This window comes from Undibacterium parvum (assembly GCF_003955735.1).
GTDB classification, from domain to species: domain Bacteria; phylum Pseudomonadota; class Gammaproteobacteria; order Burkholderiales; family Burkholderiaceae_D; genus Undibacterium; species Undibacterium parvum.
In genome coordinates this window covers 3,399,827-3,415,177 of record NZ_CP034464.1, presented here as the reverse complement: position 1 = coordinate 3,415,177, position 15,351 = coordinate 3,399,827, and the positions used below count along the sequence as shown (strand labels likewise).

Annotated in this window: 13 protein-coding genes and 1 riboswitch; of the genes, 7 read left to right on the top strand and 6 right to left on the bottom strand. The window is 50.0% G+C overall.

The window, feature by feature from the left end; genetic code table 11:
• Positions 1–19 precede the first annotated feature (19 nt).
• A complete protein-coding gene (gene pstS / locus EJN92_RS14920; protein WP_126129954.1) occupies positions 20–1,063 on the bottom strand; it encodes a phosphate ABC transporter substrate-binding protein PstS in 1,044 nt (347 codons plus the stop codon).
• Positions 1,064–1,484: 421 nt separating this feature from the next.
• On the opposite strand from pstS (EJN92_RS14920), the gene ppk1 reads away from it, so the two are divergent.
• The gene (gene ppk1, locus EJN92_RS14915) at positions 1,485–3,515 is read left to right on the top strand and encodes a polyphosphate kinase 1 (protein WP_265415617.1); all 2,031 of its coding nucleotides are present in this window, start codon (positions 1,485–1,487) and stop codon (positions 3,513–3,515) included.
• 42 nt (positions 3,516–3,557) lie between these two features.
• Positions 3,558–4,028, top strand: coding sequence for a phosphohistidine phosphatase SixA (gene sixA / locus EJN92_RS14910; protein ID WP_126128549.1), 471 nt, complete (start codon positions 3,558–3,560; stop codon positions 4,026–4,028).
• A 169-nt stretch (positions 4,029–4,197) separates the two neighbouring features.
• On the opposite strand, the gene EJN92_RS14905 is transcribed toward sixA, so the two are convergent.
• From EJN92_RS14905 to EJN92_RS14890, 4 genes are all read right to left on the bottom strand, one after another.
• Positions 4,198–4,854 (bottom strand): PEP-CTERM sorting domain-containing protein, encoded by a 657-nt coding sequence (locus EJN92_RS14905; protein WP_126128548.1) that lies wholly within the window; start codon positions 4,852–4,854, stop codon positions 4,198–4,200.
• 252 nt (positions 4,855–5,106) lie between these two features.
• A complete protein-coding gene (locus EJN92_RS14900; protein WP_407701559.1) occupies positions 5,107–5,940 on the bottom strand; it encodes a UDP-2,3-diacylglucosamine diphosphatase in 834 nt (277 codons plus the stop codon).
• Between the two features lie 38 nt (positions 5,941–5,978).
• Positions 5,979–6,737: a GNAT family N-acetyltransferase gene (locus EJN92_RS14895; protein WP_126128546.1), complete on the bottom strand. Its 759-nt coding sequence runs from the start codon at positions 6,735–6,737 to the stop codon at positions 5,979–5,981.
• A 172-nt stretch (positions 6,738–6,909) separates the two neighbouring features.
• Entirely contained in the window at positions 6,910–7,623 is a 714-nt protein-coding gene (locus EJN92_RS14890) for a hypothetical protein (protein WP_227869861.1), read from the bottom strand.
• A gap of 436 nt (positions 7,624–8,059) precedes the next feature.
• Between EJN92_RS14890 and pstS (EJN92_RS14885) the strand changes: the two genes are divergently transcribed.
• Both pstS (EJN92_RS14885) and EJN92_RS21460 read left to right on the top strand, forming a co-directional pair.
• Positions 8,060–9,112: a phosphate ABC transporter substrate-binding protein PstS gene (pstS, locus tag EJN92_RS14885; protein ID WP_126128545.1), complete on the top strand. Its 1,053-nt coding sequence runs from the start codon at positions 8,060–8,062 to the stop codon at positions 9,110–9,112.
• 229 nt (positions 9,113–9,341) lie between these two features.
• Positions 9,342–9,905: a DUF4114 domain-containing protein gene (locus EJN92_RS21460; RefSeq protein ID WP_157984372.1), complete on the top strand. Its 564-nt coding sequence runs from the start codon at positions 9,342–9,344 to the stop codon at positions 9,903–9,905.
• An 81-nt stretch (positions 9,906–9,986) separates the two neighbouring features.
• On the opposite strand, the gene EJN92_RS14875 is transcribed toward EJN92_RS21460, so the two are convergent.
• Positions 9,987–10,622 (bottom strand): glutathione S-transferase, encoded by a 636-nt coding sequence (locus tag EJN92_RS14875; RefSeq protein ID WP_126128544.1) that lies wholly within the window; start codon positions 10,620–10,622, stop codon positions 9,987–9,989.
• A 268-nt stretch (positions 10,623–10,890) separates the two neighbouring features.
• Positions 10,891–11,109, top strand: a riboswitch (cobalamin riboswitch).
• A 187-nt stretch (positions 11,110–11,296) separates the two neighbouring features.
• Here EJN92_RS14875 and EJN92_RS14870 point away from each other — a divergent pair.
• Genes EJN92_RS14870 through EJN92_RS14860 form a run of 3 tightly spaced genes read left to right on the top strand, consistent with a single transcriptional unit; the run spans position 11,297 to position 15,232 of the window.
• Positions 11,297–12,808, top strand: a complete 1,512-nt coding sequence (locus tag EJN92_RS14870) for a CoA-acylating methylmalonate-semialdehyde dehydrogenase (protein WP_126128543.1) — start codon at positions 11,297–11,299, stop codon at positions 12,806–12,808.
• 8 nt (positions 12,809–12,816) lie between these two features.
• Positions 12,817–13,992, top strand: a complete 1,176-nt coding sequence (locus tag EJN92_RS14865; RefSeq protein ID WP_126128542.1) for an acyl-CoA dehydrogenase family protein — start codon at positions 12,817–12,819, stop codon at positions 13,990–13,992.
• Between the two features lie 40 nt (positions 13,993–14,032).
• Positions 14,033–15,232 carry an enoyl-CoA hydratase/isomerase family protein gene (locus EJN92_RS14860; protein WP_126128541.1) on the top strand — a complete coding sequence of 400 codons (1,200 nt, stop codon included), beginning with the start codon at positions 14,033–14,035 and terminating at the stop codon, positions 15,230–15,232.
• Positions 15,233–15,351 lie beyond the last annotated feature (119 nt).

Sequence of the window (15,351 nt, the reverse complement as noted above, 5' to 3'; positions counted from 1 at the left end):
AAACTTACGGCAAGCAGACTTACCACAAAGCCTTACCACTAGTATCTTTCAGCTTGGCTTTCCAGCCATCTTCGATCAACTTAATCACAGCAGGTGGCAAGGAAACGTATTCCAATTCTGTCGCCATGGCGCCGCCATTTTTGAAAGCCCAGTCAAAGAACTTCAAAACTTCTTTGCCTTTTTCAGCATCAGCCTGCGCCTTGTGCATCAAAATAAATGAAGCGCCAGTGATCGGCCAGGTCGACTTACCTGGTTGATTCGTCAGTACCACGCCCATACCTGGCGTTTTTACCCAATCAGCACCAGCTGCAGCTGCCTTGAAATTTTCATCATCTGGCTCAACAAATTGACCATCCATATTTTTCAACTGGGCGTAGGTCATTTTGTTCTTTTTGACGTAAGCATATTCTACGTAACCGATAGAATTTTTAATTTGCTTGACGCTAGCAGCAACGCCTTCATTGCCCTTGCCGCCCAAACCGACTGGCCATTTAACTGCAGTCGAAGAACCAACCACAGTTTTGAATTCAGCATTTACCTTGGACAGATAATCAGTCCACAGGAAAGTCGTACCAGATCCATCAGAACGATGCACCACAGTAATATCTGCAGCTGGCAATTGTAGGCCTGGGTTCAATGCAGTAATTTCAGCAGCGTTCCATTTTGTAATCTTGCCCATGTAAATCGCAGCGATCACATCGCCCGTCATTTTCATTTTACCTGGAGCAATCCCCTCGATATTTACCACCGGAACCACACCGCCAATGATTGCTGGGAACTGGGTCAAACCTTCAGCATCCAAATCTTCGGCCTTCAAAGGCATATCGGAAGCACCGAAATCAACGGTCTTAGCCTTGATCTGCTTAATCCCGCCACCAGAACCTATGGACTGATAATTCAAGCCATTGCCGGTCGCTTTTTTGTAAGACTCTGCCCACTTCGCATAAATCGGGTAAGGGAAAGTTGCGCCAGCACCTGTCATATCGGCTGCATGTACGCTAGAAAAGGCGATCGCTGCACCAACAGCAATGACCAGAGATTTAAGGACACGTTTCACTTGCATATACACCTCAGGGTTAAATGTTCGAGCTGATTCAAAAAACTTCATATTTCAACTTCTGTATCACGAAACGAACTGTACTAGCCGATTATGACAAGATTATGACGCACTTGAAATAATTACGAAATGATTACGTAAACCGTAATAATCTGTCATAAACTTGTCATATTAGCTGTTTAGAATGAGTGTCACCAGAGACAGAAGGCTTTATGACATGCAAAAGACGATGCAAGACCAAGAAGTTTCCACGACGCCCGACTCAAAGCAAGTCAGTCCAGACCTACTTGTCTCGAATAGCGCAACTATCGTGCACAATGCGAAAAATGCTAAGGCCAGCGATAGCGAGGTCAGCCCAGTGAACAAAATAAGCAAAGTTCCGCCTAAGCCTGAGCTGTCGCGTGCAGTGGTCTTTCTCGACAGAGAAATGTCACAAATCGCCTTCAACTGGCGCGTGTTGGCGCAAGCCGAAGATCGCAGCATCCCCTTGCTAGAGCGTTTGCGTTACTTATGTATAGTCGGTAGCAACCTCGACGAATTTTTTGAAGTGAGGGTTGCCAGCCTCTTGGCACAAAATACTATTGATGGGGAGCTCGCCCAGCACCCTAGTTTTTTAGCCATGATGGAGCGTATTGCTACTGAATGCCATCAACTGGCAACCCGCCAGTATGAAGTTCTGAATCAAGAAATTCTGCCGCAGTTAGCTCGTAAACGTATTCATCTGTTACGTCACACCGACAGGAACGAGGAGCAACGTGCTTGGGTGAAAGCCTATTTCGATAGAGAGGTTCGTCCTTTATTGACACCGATAGGCTTAGACCCGGCGCATCCTTTTCCTCAGGTGGTCAACAAGAGTCTTAATTTCATTGTATCTCTGGCTGGCAAGGACGCGTTCGGACGCGGCACTGCCATTGCTATCGTCAAGGCACCGCGTGTATTACCACGGGTAATACGTCTGCCGGATGAGCTATCCACTAAAGGCGTCTCTTTCTGCCTATTGTCATCCATTATCCATGCGCATATTGGCGACTTATTCAATGGGCGTGAAGTGCTGGCCTACTCACAGTTTAGGGTGACGCGCGACAGCGACCTATGGGTAGATGAAGAAGAAGTTAAAAATCTAAGGCATGCACTACAAGGTGAATTGCAAGGACGGCAGTTTGGCGTCGCAGTGCGCCTAGAGGTTGCAAAAAACTGCCCTGAGGAACTTTCACATTTCTTATTAGAGCAGTTTAATTTAGATGCAGATAGGCTATACCAAGTCGATGGTCCTGTGAACATGGTGCGCCTGTCTGAATTGGTAGACCATATTAAGCAGCCAAATCTTCGCTTCCCGCCGTTTGCCGCGAAAGCCAGCGTCAAACTGAGCAACACGAATATTTTTTCTCTGCTGCAAAAGCAGGACGTCTTATTACATCACCCATTTCAACCATTTCAGACGGTCATCGATTTCATACGTTCAGCCTCTTTAGACCCGAACGTGTTAGCGATTAAACAGACCATCTACCGCACCGGCATGAATTCCGATTTAATGGAATCCTTGATCACAGCGGCGCGCCAGGGCAAAGAAGTCACGGTGATAGTCGAGCTAATGGCACGCTTTGATGAAGAAGCCAATATCAATTGGGCAGACAAGCTACAAAGAGCGGGTGCACAAGTTGTGTACGGTGTGGTTGGACTAAAAACTCACGCCAAATTGGCCTTGGTAATTCGTCGCGAAGAAGGTGGTGTACTGCGTCACTATGCCCATTTAGGCACGGGCAATTATCACCCATCTACCACCAAGTTTTACACCGATTTCGGCTTACTGACGGCGCATCCGCAGATGGCGGCCGAGGTCAATGAAGTCTTCATCCATTTGACTGGTTTAACCAAGCCGAATAAACTCAGCTATTTATGGCTGGCACCGTTTGCACTGCAGCCGCAGATTATCAAGGCAATCCGTAACGAAGCGCGCATCGCCCGCGAAGGCCGGCCCGGCCGCATCATCGCCAAGATGAATGCACTGGTTGATGAATCAGTGATTCGCGCCCTGTATGCGGCCTCGGCCGATGGCGTCAAAATAGACTTGATCATACGCGGCGCCTGCACGCTGCGCCCTGGCGTGCCTGGCCTGTCTGAAAACATCAAAGTACGCTCCATCATCGGACGTTTCCTCGAGCATTCGCGGATTTATTATTTCCGTAATGATCTTGAACACGACACCTATCTGGCCAGCGCGGACTGGATGAGCCGCAATCTGTTCCGGCGTATCGAAGTGGCCTTTCCAATTCTGGATAAGGCGCTTAAAAAGCGTGTGATGTCGGAAGGACTGGAGCCCTACCTGAAGGATAATGTGAATGCCTGGGTGCTCGATGATGAAGGTCAGTATGAACGCAAGAAAGCACGCGCCAAGCAAGTCGTCTTTTGCGCCCAAGCCACGCTGATGCAAGCCCTAGGCTCGGTAAGCGAAGACTAAGTGCACCATGTCGACCAGCCCGCCACGATCAGAGAGCGCACTATGGATCTAATTTTATGGCGACATGCAGAAGCGGAACCGGGCGACGCTGACTTGCCCGACGAGGCCCGCAGGCTCACACCCAAAGGCATCAAGCAAGCCATCAAGATGGCACGTTGGCTAGACAGCAATCTGACCGAGAGTTGTAGGATTTTGGTCAGTCCGACCTTAAGAACCAGAGAAACCATGGCTGCCCTGGATAGGAAATTCAAGGTAGTGCATGAGCTAGCGCCGGATGCCAGCGTGGAGCAAGTGCTAGCTGCTGCCAACTGGCCTAACAGCCGCGAGCAAGTCCTGATCGTAGGCCACCAACCTTATCTCGGTCAGGTCGCCGCACGGCTGATCGCCCCATTTCAGGATGAATGCGCAGTGCGCAAAGGCAATGTCTGGTGGATCAGCCAAAAACAAAAAGAAACTGAAGGCCTACATATTTACCTAAAAGCCATCATGACACCTGAACTGGTGGTGAAATAATCTTATTTCTGGGCTACGTTAAAAAGCTAGCTTTGACAAGTTAAACCCAGCATCCATGCGCCTTTGCAGGCCAAATCATGCCAGCAGGCGCATCAACATTGCGCAAGCGATTTCACAATCAAATAAAAAAACCTCGCAGTCGCGAGGTCTAGTCAAAAGCGCATTGAGATTAAGCTTGTTTGCGTCTGCGCATAAAGCCAAGCCCCGCCATAGCAAGAGCCATCAAGGCCAGTGTCGATGGTTCTGGAACTGTCGTTGCCGCTTCACCTACATTAATATTGTCTATACTCCAAGCGTGTTCATTGGCAGTTCCACCTATGCCATTAAAGGCGACGCTGGTCAGATTATTCCAAGATCCATCAAAATTCACAGTCTGAAAATCATTCAGTCCGCCAGCTCCGTCAAAAATACCATCCAGAGTAAAGTCCAATACAACACTGCCGCCACCGAAGAGACTACCAACTATGTGTACTTGCTTTGCACCAAAATTACTAAACCCCTCTGAGAGCCAGGCACTGCTCATACCGAAGGTGCCGCCGCCAATTTTAGTCATCGTCAGACCATTACCAGCATTTGCCCCGCCGTTATCATGAATCATCAGATTAGTTGAGCCGGAGTCACCGAAGCTCCCAGACTGATTGACACGGTGGATGTGATTACTCGGCGAAGTGAATAAAAATCCACCTGATGCATCCGGCGAGGTATCAAAAACAGTGTTGCCGGCGGAAGTTGCAATGTCTTCAAAATTGATCACGGCGGCCTGACTAAACTGGCTCCAAGCTCCTAAAACCAAAGTAATGGCGATTGCTGACAGGTGGCGTTTCATGTTTGCGCTCCGAAATAAAGGTGTTTTTGCTATCGATTAAGCGGTTTATAACCGCAGTTAATTTAATCTAAAGCAAATATCAAGCCACATAAACAAAAACAAAATAAACTGAATAAAAACAATTACTTAAAAAACATAAACAAGAAAAACCAACAACAACTGTAAAGTTTACCGACACAACTCAGTATTTCGCCACCAGCTATTTATCAGTATTCAGGCACAGATTTTTGTGCAGAAATTTATCTGATCTGCTTAGGCATGCAAATTCGAGGCCATCACCAGTTCCGGCATTTCTTCTATGGCTTGCTCGCCAAGCACGATCTCATGCCAACTCACCAGGCGCAAGGCACCGTTGGCATCCTCGACTAGCGCCGATAAACTTTCTACCCAATCGCCATCATTGCAATAGGTGATGCCGTCGATATCGCGAATCTCTGCCTTGTGGATATGGCCGCAAATGACACCATCAAGGCCGCGCTTACGGGCCTCATCGGCCAGTGCATTTTCAAACGAGCTGATATAGCTGACGGCGTTTTTGACTTTGAGTTTCAGATATTGCGAGAGCGACCAATACGGCAAACCTAGGCGCGCGCGCCAAGTATTCAATACCTGATTAAATTTCAAGATCATGGTGTACAAACTATCGCCAACATAGGCCAGCCACTTGGCGCAGGCGATCACGCCATCGAAGCGATCGCCATGCAAGACCAGCATGCGCTTGCCCTGAGCAGTGACGTGTATCAATTCGTCCCTGACCTTGATACCGCCAAAATCGAGGTCGATGAACTGACGCACCGCCTCATCATGGTTACCTGGCACAAAGATGACATTGGTGCCCTTCTTGGCCTTCTTCAATACCAACTGCACCACGTTGTTATGCGCTTGATCCCAATACCAGCGCCGCTTCAGCTGCCAGCCATCAATGATGTCGCCCACCAGGTACAGTGTTTCCGACTCGGTGGCCTGTAAAAATTCCAGCAGCCGGGTGGCCTGACAACCAGTCGTGCCCAGATGCAGATCAGATATCCAAATAGTACGAAAACGACTCACTTCTTTTTTGCTGGGATTAAACAGCTTGCGATTCATTTTTTTATTCAGAAACTGGTCTGCAGGTTTCATGCTATTTACTCCCCGGTGCCGTAGTGTTTGGCGTAGCGATTATCCAGATTCGCTAAAGGCAGCATCACAAACAAATCGGCGCAATGAAAATCCGGATCCCAGGCCGGATCGCCGCAGACCCAGGCACCAGCGCGCAGATAACCTTTTAACAGAGGCGGGATTCTTGCCACATGGCCCTCATCCATATTTTCGATTGGGAAAGGCAGATGCGGCGTCACGCGATAATCAAGCGGCGCGTAGTCTGACTCTTTAAAGCTACGGCAAATCGCCGCCGCATTATGCCCGCCATCGGTCAGACTGATGCTGGCGCAACCGATCAGATAGGTGCAGCGCTCGCGCTGCATATACGCCGCCAGACCGGCCCACAACATCATGATCACGGTGCCGCTACGGTAATCGGGATGGATACAGGCGCGCCCCGCTTCGGCGATGCTGCCGCGGATATTTGCCAGTCGGGATAAATCGAATTCGGTTTCGGAATAATAGCGTCCGATATGGCGCGCAGCATTTGGCCCCAGGATGCGGTAAGTACCGACCACTTTCAGGGTCTTGGTGTCGCGTACGATCAAATGATCGCAGTGCTCATCAAACTCATCTTTATCTAAACCATCGGGATTGGTTAAGGCGGATAAGCCCATGGCTTCGATAAATACCTTGTAACGCAAGCGCTGCACTTCCTTGATCTCTTTGGAGGTGCTGGCCAAGCTTAAAGCTAGTTTAGAAAAACTAGGATTAGCGTCTGCAGGTAGCGTGAGTAATCTCATTTATTATCCTTTTAGTCAGTTGACGGACGAAGAATAAAGTAGGATTACTTCAAGGCGATGACAGTTTGATGTCGGTTTTATGACAGATAAAAATACAACAGCCGCACGAATAAATCGTGCGGCTGTCAGCTTACTATTCTAGATTTTTAGCCCCGAAAAACAGCAGAACCGTTTATTTTTCTTTCTTAGGACGCCCAGCTTTTAAAGGCGCCAGATTGGCGATCAACTTTGCCAGGCTCTTGACGTCTGTATGACTGAGCAACAATAGTCCTACGCGCAGCAACTGGCTTTTTTTCACTTCTACACCCGCGGACAGACACGCTTTTTTCACTTGCCCGAGCACCGCATATTCCGGCTCTGGCATAGTAAAACTATCGCGTACCAGTTTTTCTTTCTTAGCTTTTTCTTTCGCTAAGGTGCTTGGTGTTGGTTTTGCCACCGCAGGTTTGACTGTCTTCACTGGAGTTACTGCTTTAGCCGGCGTGGCAGGCTTAGCCGCAAGCACCGCTTTGATAGGTGCTTTGGCAGGCGCTTTTGCCGCTACTTTAACGATGGCTTTAACTGGCGTTGTCGCTACCGCTTTCGCTGGTGCGTTCACTGCTGCTTTTGCCGGTGTTTTTACAACCGCCTTTGGCGCAGGCTTGCTCACGGCTTTGACCACGATCGCTTTTTTGGCAGGGCTTGCAGCTTTTACTGGCGCAGCTACTTTCGCAGGCGGCGCTTTGCTCACTAGCGGCTTCTTAACAATGACTTTTGCAGCAGCGCTGTTAACCGTGCCCGTTGCCGACTGGGGTGTTTTTTTGGCGACGACTAGTGGCGCATTAGCGTCCGGCGCGGCGGCTAGCTTGGTATTTTCAGTTACAGCAATCTCTGATTTGGTATTCATTTGAAGCTCCTAATGTTAAACACTATTAATAATATAAACAATTTACTTAATTTGCACAATACTATTTTTTTTAATAAATTTGAGCTTACGCAAAAATTGTCCCAGCTAGGCGTGCCGCCGAAGACAGTACTTGAGTACGGCAAGGCGGATACAAAGCCGCTGGGGCGGTTTTGCGTAAGTCCTATAAATGCATAAACTAATAAGAAGAAGATGGATGGAATCTAAGTCTGAAATGTGACGACGGCATTACAATGCGAGGTTTCATCACTTAGTCATAAATTTCATTGATAATTGCGATATGGCAATATCAATTAAACTTACACAAATTCGCTCCTGCCCGGCGTAGCGCCGAAGACTGTACTTGGACGCTAGAGCGATTTTTTGTCAGTTGCAATCAATCAAAAGCCTTTATTAACGACTCAACTCCACTATCAACATGCTGCGACTCATTTCCTTATTATTTATACAGATATTTTTTTATTTATCACTAGCCTCCTCAGCCACAGCTGCCGAGGTCACTGGCGCAGGCTCTTCGGCGGCAGCGCCGCTTTACAATAAATGGTCGGAAATTTTTCAAAAGAAAACCAATTTGAAGATCGAGTACCTGTCGCAAGGTTCGTCTGCAGGGATTAAGAAGATCAAAGAAAAAAGCGTAGACTTTGGCGCTAGCGACGTCGCCGTGAGTCAAGAAGACTTAAAAAAATTCAGCCTAATCCAATTTCCATCGGCGATTTCCGGTGTGGTAGCTGTGGTGAATATTCCCGGCATTAAAGCGGGCGAATTACGCCTCAGTGGCAGCGTATTGGCAGGGATTTTCTCTCGTAAAATCAGTAAATGGAACGATGCCGAAATCAGCGCACTCAATCCGAATTTAAATTTACCGAATAAGGGCATTGAGGTCATCGTACGCTCTGACGGCTCAGGCACAACCTATAACTTTACCGACTACCTGAGCAAGATGAGTAGCGACTGGCAAACCAGTTATGGAAAAAATTTCAGCATCACCTGGCATAAAGATTTAACTGCAGTCAAAGGCAGCAGTAGCATAGTCACCAGTCTCAAGAAGACAGCGTACGCGATCAGCTATATCGATTTCAACTATGTGGTGCAAGATAAGCTAGATTTTGTACAACTCAAAAATCGCGATGGCAACTTCGTGGCGCCAAGCGCGGCCAGCTTCTCTGCCGCCTTAAATGCCAGCGCCTGGAAATCCTTAGGCACTTTCGAGGAAATGCTCACTGATAAGCCTGGCAGCAATGCCTGGCCAATTACCATGGGCACTTTCGTGATCATGCAACAAGCCAGCATCAATCCAGAAAAAGCGGCGACCACATTGAAATTCTATACTTGGGCATTTATGTCAGGCGATCAATTTGTTGACAGCGTCGACTTGGTGCGCTTACCCGATAAAGTACAGGCGCGCGCCTTCAAAGAAATGATGAGAGTCACTGATGCCAAGGGCGCGCCACTGGTGTGGAGCAAACTATAAAACTAGGTCTAGGGCAAAACCTGCGAACTGTTAGAGCAAGCATCTAGAACTGTCGTGGATGGCAAAGACCGTAAGTATTTCCGAGTGGAATGTAAACTTCAAACTACAAGATGAAAAGCAAAAATATTTTCAACTTTACGTCAGTTTAATGTTACTCAGACATCTATTTATATTTTAAACAACGTAGAATTCTGTCTTCTCATTTTACCTACCGGAAAACTCAATGTCCATGAAGAAGTTTGCACTCGCTGCCCTGATTTCCCTAGTTTCATTTGCCGCTCATGCTAAAGCGCCCGTCATCACTATCGCCGGTGGAAGCTTAGAAGTTGCCAAGACTGGCCATGTTTACGCGACGTTTTTGGGCTCCGATGCCGGCTACACCGATATTTTGTATTTCAACGGCAAAAAAATCTTTAACGGACAAACGTCGACATTAGGTCAATATGTTGATCTGGGTAAGTTTGTACAAGGTACCGCATTAACTTTTCAGTTGTATGTAAAAAACACTAAATATACTTTCTCTAGCGGCTTAGCGAGTTTAAATGCCGACAATGTTTTCCATGCGAACGCGGTATTAGGTAAGCATCACTCGGCCACTGTTGGCTTTGAAGACGCCTTCGGTGGTGGCGATAAAGATTTCAACGATATGAAATTTAGCTTGAGCAATGTGGTCGCCTACAATGCGATTCCTGCGATACCTGAACCATCTAGCTACGCCATGTTATTAGGCGGTTTGGGCTTGTTTGGTTTCCTGGCACGTCGCCGTCAAAAAACCAATTCTTTCCAAATGTAAATTTTAGTTCGAAATAGACAACGGCGCTCAGGCGCCGTTTTTTTCGTTCTTATTTTGCTACCACAGCTAGCTCAAGATTGTTCAGCGATCAAAATAAGTACTCGCACCATGCGGTGCCGCCATGAAGGGCGCCTGTGCCTCGGCACGCACTGAAAATGCCTGCAAAGCAGGGAAACGCGTAGCAGGCACCATCTCTGCATGCATTTGCTGGGTGAAATGCCAAGCCACTGCGGTGCTGATTCCGGCTTGGGTGTATCCCCGATTCTCAAAACTTAAGGGCTGCGCTTGTAACTCAGCCTCTAGTGCCGTGTAAGCGGCCAGCATCTGTCCTTGCACTCGCTCCAACCAGGGTGCGTGTATTTTTTCGGCCGGTCTGAGCTTGAGTTCATACACGATTTGCACACTTTTTTCGCAAGCCGCCAAAGCCAAACCTATCAAACGCAGGGCATGCTGACGCTCGGCGAATGTCGCTGGCAGCAAACTCTTGCCGGGCGCCGCCATGGCTTCGGCCAACTCCAGTATCAGGCTAGAATCCATCAGCACTGCACCTTCATCGCAGACTAGCGTGGGCGCTTTGACCACAGGATTAATTTGCTGGAATTCGGCAAAACCACCAAACACCGAAAGTGACTGGTGCTCGAAGCGCAAATCCAGCAATTGCAAAGATATCGCCACCCTGCGGACATAGGGTGAATCTAACATTCCTATCAATTTCATGAAATTCCTTTTCTGTAAATTTAGATGTTATTAAAACATATTTCTCCCAACTAAAAATATCTCATTCAAGGCAGGCCCAGCGCGCATATTCCATGCGGCTTTCCACCCTGCCTGGCCGCTAGCCCGCATGGGATATGTGTGTTGGCGGGGGGGACTGTAAAAAATGCGTCCCTGGGGCTTGAGTCAGAGACACGGGAGCCACTAGCGGCAAAACCACAAAGATGAATTTTCTTCATCGAATGACGTTAACGTTAACGTCAATTAATATGCTATTCTAAAAACAACAGGTGCAGCACGCATGGTCTTGCGTGCTGTTAAACGGGAAAGTGGTGCGGGTCGCTCAGAGTAATACTGACCTCATGCCACTGCTGCCTCCGCAACGGTAAGTACTGCGCAAGCATCATCAATGCCACTGGTCGAAACTGACTGGGAAGGCGATGTAAGCGAATGTACCAGCCCGGATACCGGCCTGTTGATCTTCGTGAATGCTCAACTCAAATCGATGATTTGTGCTGGCTTTTTCTGGAATCTGCTCAGGTACGGAAGGTGCGTGAGGGCTGCCTAAGTCTAGACTTAGCTAGCCGTGGCCGGCAATTTTTGCCGTTTTCAGAACCTCATTGCAGCTGCGACGGGCCAGGTCTCGCCGCAGTGCTGCATAGTCTCAGGAGTAAAGCATGAACTCAGTAGCGAACAACCCCAGCGTTAAATTACTCATCAACGGCCAATTTCTAGAATCGCAAAGTCAGCAATGGCGTAGCGTGATTAATCCCGCCACCCAAAAAGTCCTGGCACGGGTACCGTTTGCCACGCCAGCCGAAATGCAGGCGGCGGTGGCCAGTGCGCAAGCGGCCTTCCCGGCCTGGAGCAAGACCGCAATCGGTACGCGCGCCCGCATCTTTTTGAAATACCAGCAATTAATACGCGAAAATATGAGCGAGTTGGCGGCGCTGCTCACGGCCGAGCAAGGCAAAACGCTGGCGGACGCCGAAGGTGATATTTTTCGCGGTCTGGAAGTAGTCGAACACGCGGCCAGCATAGGCAATCTGCAAATGGGCGAGATGGCCAATAACGTGGCCGCTGGGGTTGATACCTATACACTGAATCAGCCGCTGGGCGTGTGCGCTGGCATCACCCCGTTTAACTTCCCAGCCATGATCCCTTTGTGGATGTTCCCGATGGCGATCGCCTGCGGCAATACCTTTATCTTAAAACCGTCTGAGCAAGATCCTATGGTCACCATGCGCTTGTGCGAACTGGCCATGCAAGCCGGGATACCGGCAGGCGTCTTGAACGTAGTGCATGGCGGTGAAGAAATCGTCAATGCGATCTGCGATCATCCAGTCATCAAGGCAGTGTCTTTTGTAGGATCGACTAAGGTCGGCACGCATGTGTATCAACGCGCCACACTGGCAGGCAAGCGCGCGCAATGCATGATGGGTGCGAAGAACCATGCGGTAGTGTTAGCCGATGCAAATAAGCAGCAAACGCTAAACAATCTGGCTGGCGCCGCCTTCGGCGCGGCCGGTCAACGTTGCATGGCCTTGCCTGTCGTGATCCTGGTGGGCGAGGCGCAAGCTTGGGTAGGAGATTTAGTCGAAAAAGCCAAAACCTTGAGCGTCAACGCCGGTGCCGAAGCAGATACCGATATTGGCCCCCTCATTTCCTGCACCGCCAAACTCAGAGTGGAACAACTCATAGACTCCGGCCTACAGCAGGGTGCCACCCTATTGCTCGATGGCCGCGATGTGCGCGTGGCTGGCTATCCAGAAGGCAATTTTGTCGGGCCGACCATCTTTAGCAATGTGCGCACCGAGATGCGGATTTACCAGGAAGAGATATTCGGCCCGGTACTGTGCATCCTGCATGCCGCCAATCTGGCTGAGGCCATCGCCATCATCAATGCCAATGCGCACGGCAATGGCACTGCGATTTTTACTCAATCTGGTGCGGCGGCGCGCACTTTCCAGGAGCAAGTCGATGTCGGCCAGATCGGTATCAACGTGCCTATCCCGGTGCCGGTGCCGCTGTTTTCCTTCACCGGTTCACGCGCCTCCAAGCTCGGCGATCTGGGTCCTTACGGCAAGCAAGTCATACAGTTTTACACCCAGACCAAAACCATCACGTCCAGGTGGTTTGATGATGAGCTCGCGGCTGGAAAAGTGAATACGACTATTTCTTTGAAATAGGCGGCCACATGGACTTTGAACTCAACCAAGACCAGCGCGCCTATCAGCAAGCAGCGCGCACGTTTGCGGCGCACGAGATGCATGCGCAGGCGGCACAATGGGATGCACAAGCGATCTTTCCGCGCGAGCTGATTGCGCATGCCGGCCAGCTCGGGTTTTGCGGTCTATACGTGGCGCAAGAACTGGGCGGGATGGGGCTAAGCCGGCTCGACGCCGCCATTATTTTGGAAGAATTAGCGCGCGCCTGCCCTTCTACCGCCGCCTACATCAGTATCCACAATATGGCGACCGCAATGATCGCTGCCAGCGCCACGCCCATGCTGCAAGCCGATTGGCTACCAGCGCTGGCCAGCGGAGAAAAACTCGCCTCGTATTGTCTGACCGAGGCTGGCGCCGGCTCGGATGCGGCCGCGCTAAGCACCAGCGCCAGCCGCAGCAGTGATGGCGAGCACTATATTCTCAATGGCAGTAAGGCCTTCATCTCAGGCGCGGGTGCCACCGATGTCTTGGTAGTGATGGCGCGCACCGGTGCCGCTGGTGCCGCTGGTGCCGATGGTATCTCGGCTTTTGCGATTGCCGCCGATACACCCGGCATTAGTTACGGTCGCAAAGAAGAAAAAATGGGCTGGAATAGCCAACCCACGCGCAGCATTCATTTTGATAATGTGCGCATCCATCAATCCCAATTACTCGGACGTGAAGGCCAGGGTTTCCGACTCGCGATGCGGGGTCTGGATGGTGGCCGTATCAATATCGCGACCTGCTCTATCGGTGCGGCGCAATCGGCTTTAAACAGCGCGCAAACGTATATGAGTGAGCGGCGTCAGTTCGGCCAACAACTGGCGGCTTTTCAGGGCTTACAATTTAAGCTGGCCGACATGCAAACCGAATTAGTCGCGGCCCGTCAGATGGTGCGACTGGCGGCCACCAAGTTAGACAATCAAGCCGAAAATGCCTCAATCTACTGTGCCATGGCCAAACGGCTGGCGACCGACACCGGCTTTAAAGTCTGCAACGAGGCGCTGCAGATACATGGCGGTTACGGCTACATCCGCGAGTATCCTTTAGAACGCTACTTGCGCGATGTGCGGGTACATCAGATACTGGAAGGCAGCAATGAAATCATGCGCGTGATCGTGGCGCGCCACATGCTCAAGCATGCAGTCAGCGAAGAATTTTTATGACTATGCAATTTTTTTCAATTTGATTTTCTAGGAGAGCTGCATGCAGCAGTCAGAAGATAGCGCCGTCCCTGTGGTTTTATTCCAGACCCTGGACGCCGCCAATGGCAAACAAATAGCTATCGCCACTTTAAATGTAGAGAAAACGCTCAATGCCTTATCCATGGAAATGGTAGAGCTACTGAGTACGCAATTACAGCTCTGGGATAAGAATCCCAACATCGCAGCTGTCGTGTTGCAAGCGGCCGGTGACAAGGCCTTTTGCGCCGGTGGCGATTTGCAAAAACTGTATGCCAGTATGTTAGAGCAGCACGCTACACCACAAAAAAATGACTTACTCGGCAATCTTCAGGCCTTGAAATTTTTTGAACAGGAATACCGGCTCGATTACCAGATCCATACCTATCGCAAGCCGCTACTGTGCTGGGGCCACGGCATTGTGATGGGCGGCGGCATAGGCTTAATGGCCGGTGCCAGTCACCGCGTGGTGACGGAAAAATCGCGCCTGGCGATGCCCGAAATTAGCATAGGCCTGTTCCCCGATGTGGCCGGCTCCTGGTTCTTAAACCGCATGCCTGGCCAGCTAGGTCTATTCTTGGGTTTAACCGGTGCCGCCATCAACGCCAGCGACGCCAAGTTCGTCAAACTGGCCGACTACCAATTGCCACATGCCAGCAAGGCCGCAATACTGGCGGGCATGCAGGCGCAAAGCTGGAGCGAGGATGCCAGTGCCAATCAGCTCTTGCTCAGCGCGCTCTTGCTGCAGGCCGAGCAAGCTAGTGGCTCGCATGAACACGGTCCACTACGCCGCCATTTTGATCTGATCAACCAACTCTGTGCCAGTGCAGATTTAGCGCAAGTGGTACAACAGATTACTCAGCATGTCAGCGAGGAAGCATGGATGCAAAAAGCCATTGCTGGTCTAAAAAAAGGCAGCCCTGTATCGGCATGGTTGGCGCATAGCTTACTACAGCGTTGCAGCCATTTGTCGCTGGCCGAAGTGTTTCGACTAGAGTTGGTAGCTGCACTGGCCTGTAGTAGCGCGGGCGATTTTGCCGAAGGCATACGCGCCTTGATCATCGATAAAGATCAGCAGCCGCGTTGGCAGCATTCCAGCTTGGCAGAGATCAATCAAGACCAATTGGATCAGCGCTACTTCGCCACGCCATGGGACGCCAACAGCCATCCTCTGCGTGATTTGGGTGCTGCGCAGGAAATATCGTCACTGTTCAGCCCGCTATGAAGAAAGTCAAAACCACTCAACACAGAGGCACAGAGGCACAGAGACACAGAGATTCACAGAGGAGAACAAGGCGGTTCTCCGTTTTTCTCTGTGTCTCTGTGCCTCCTTTGAGAGGTTTT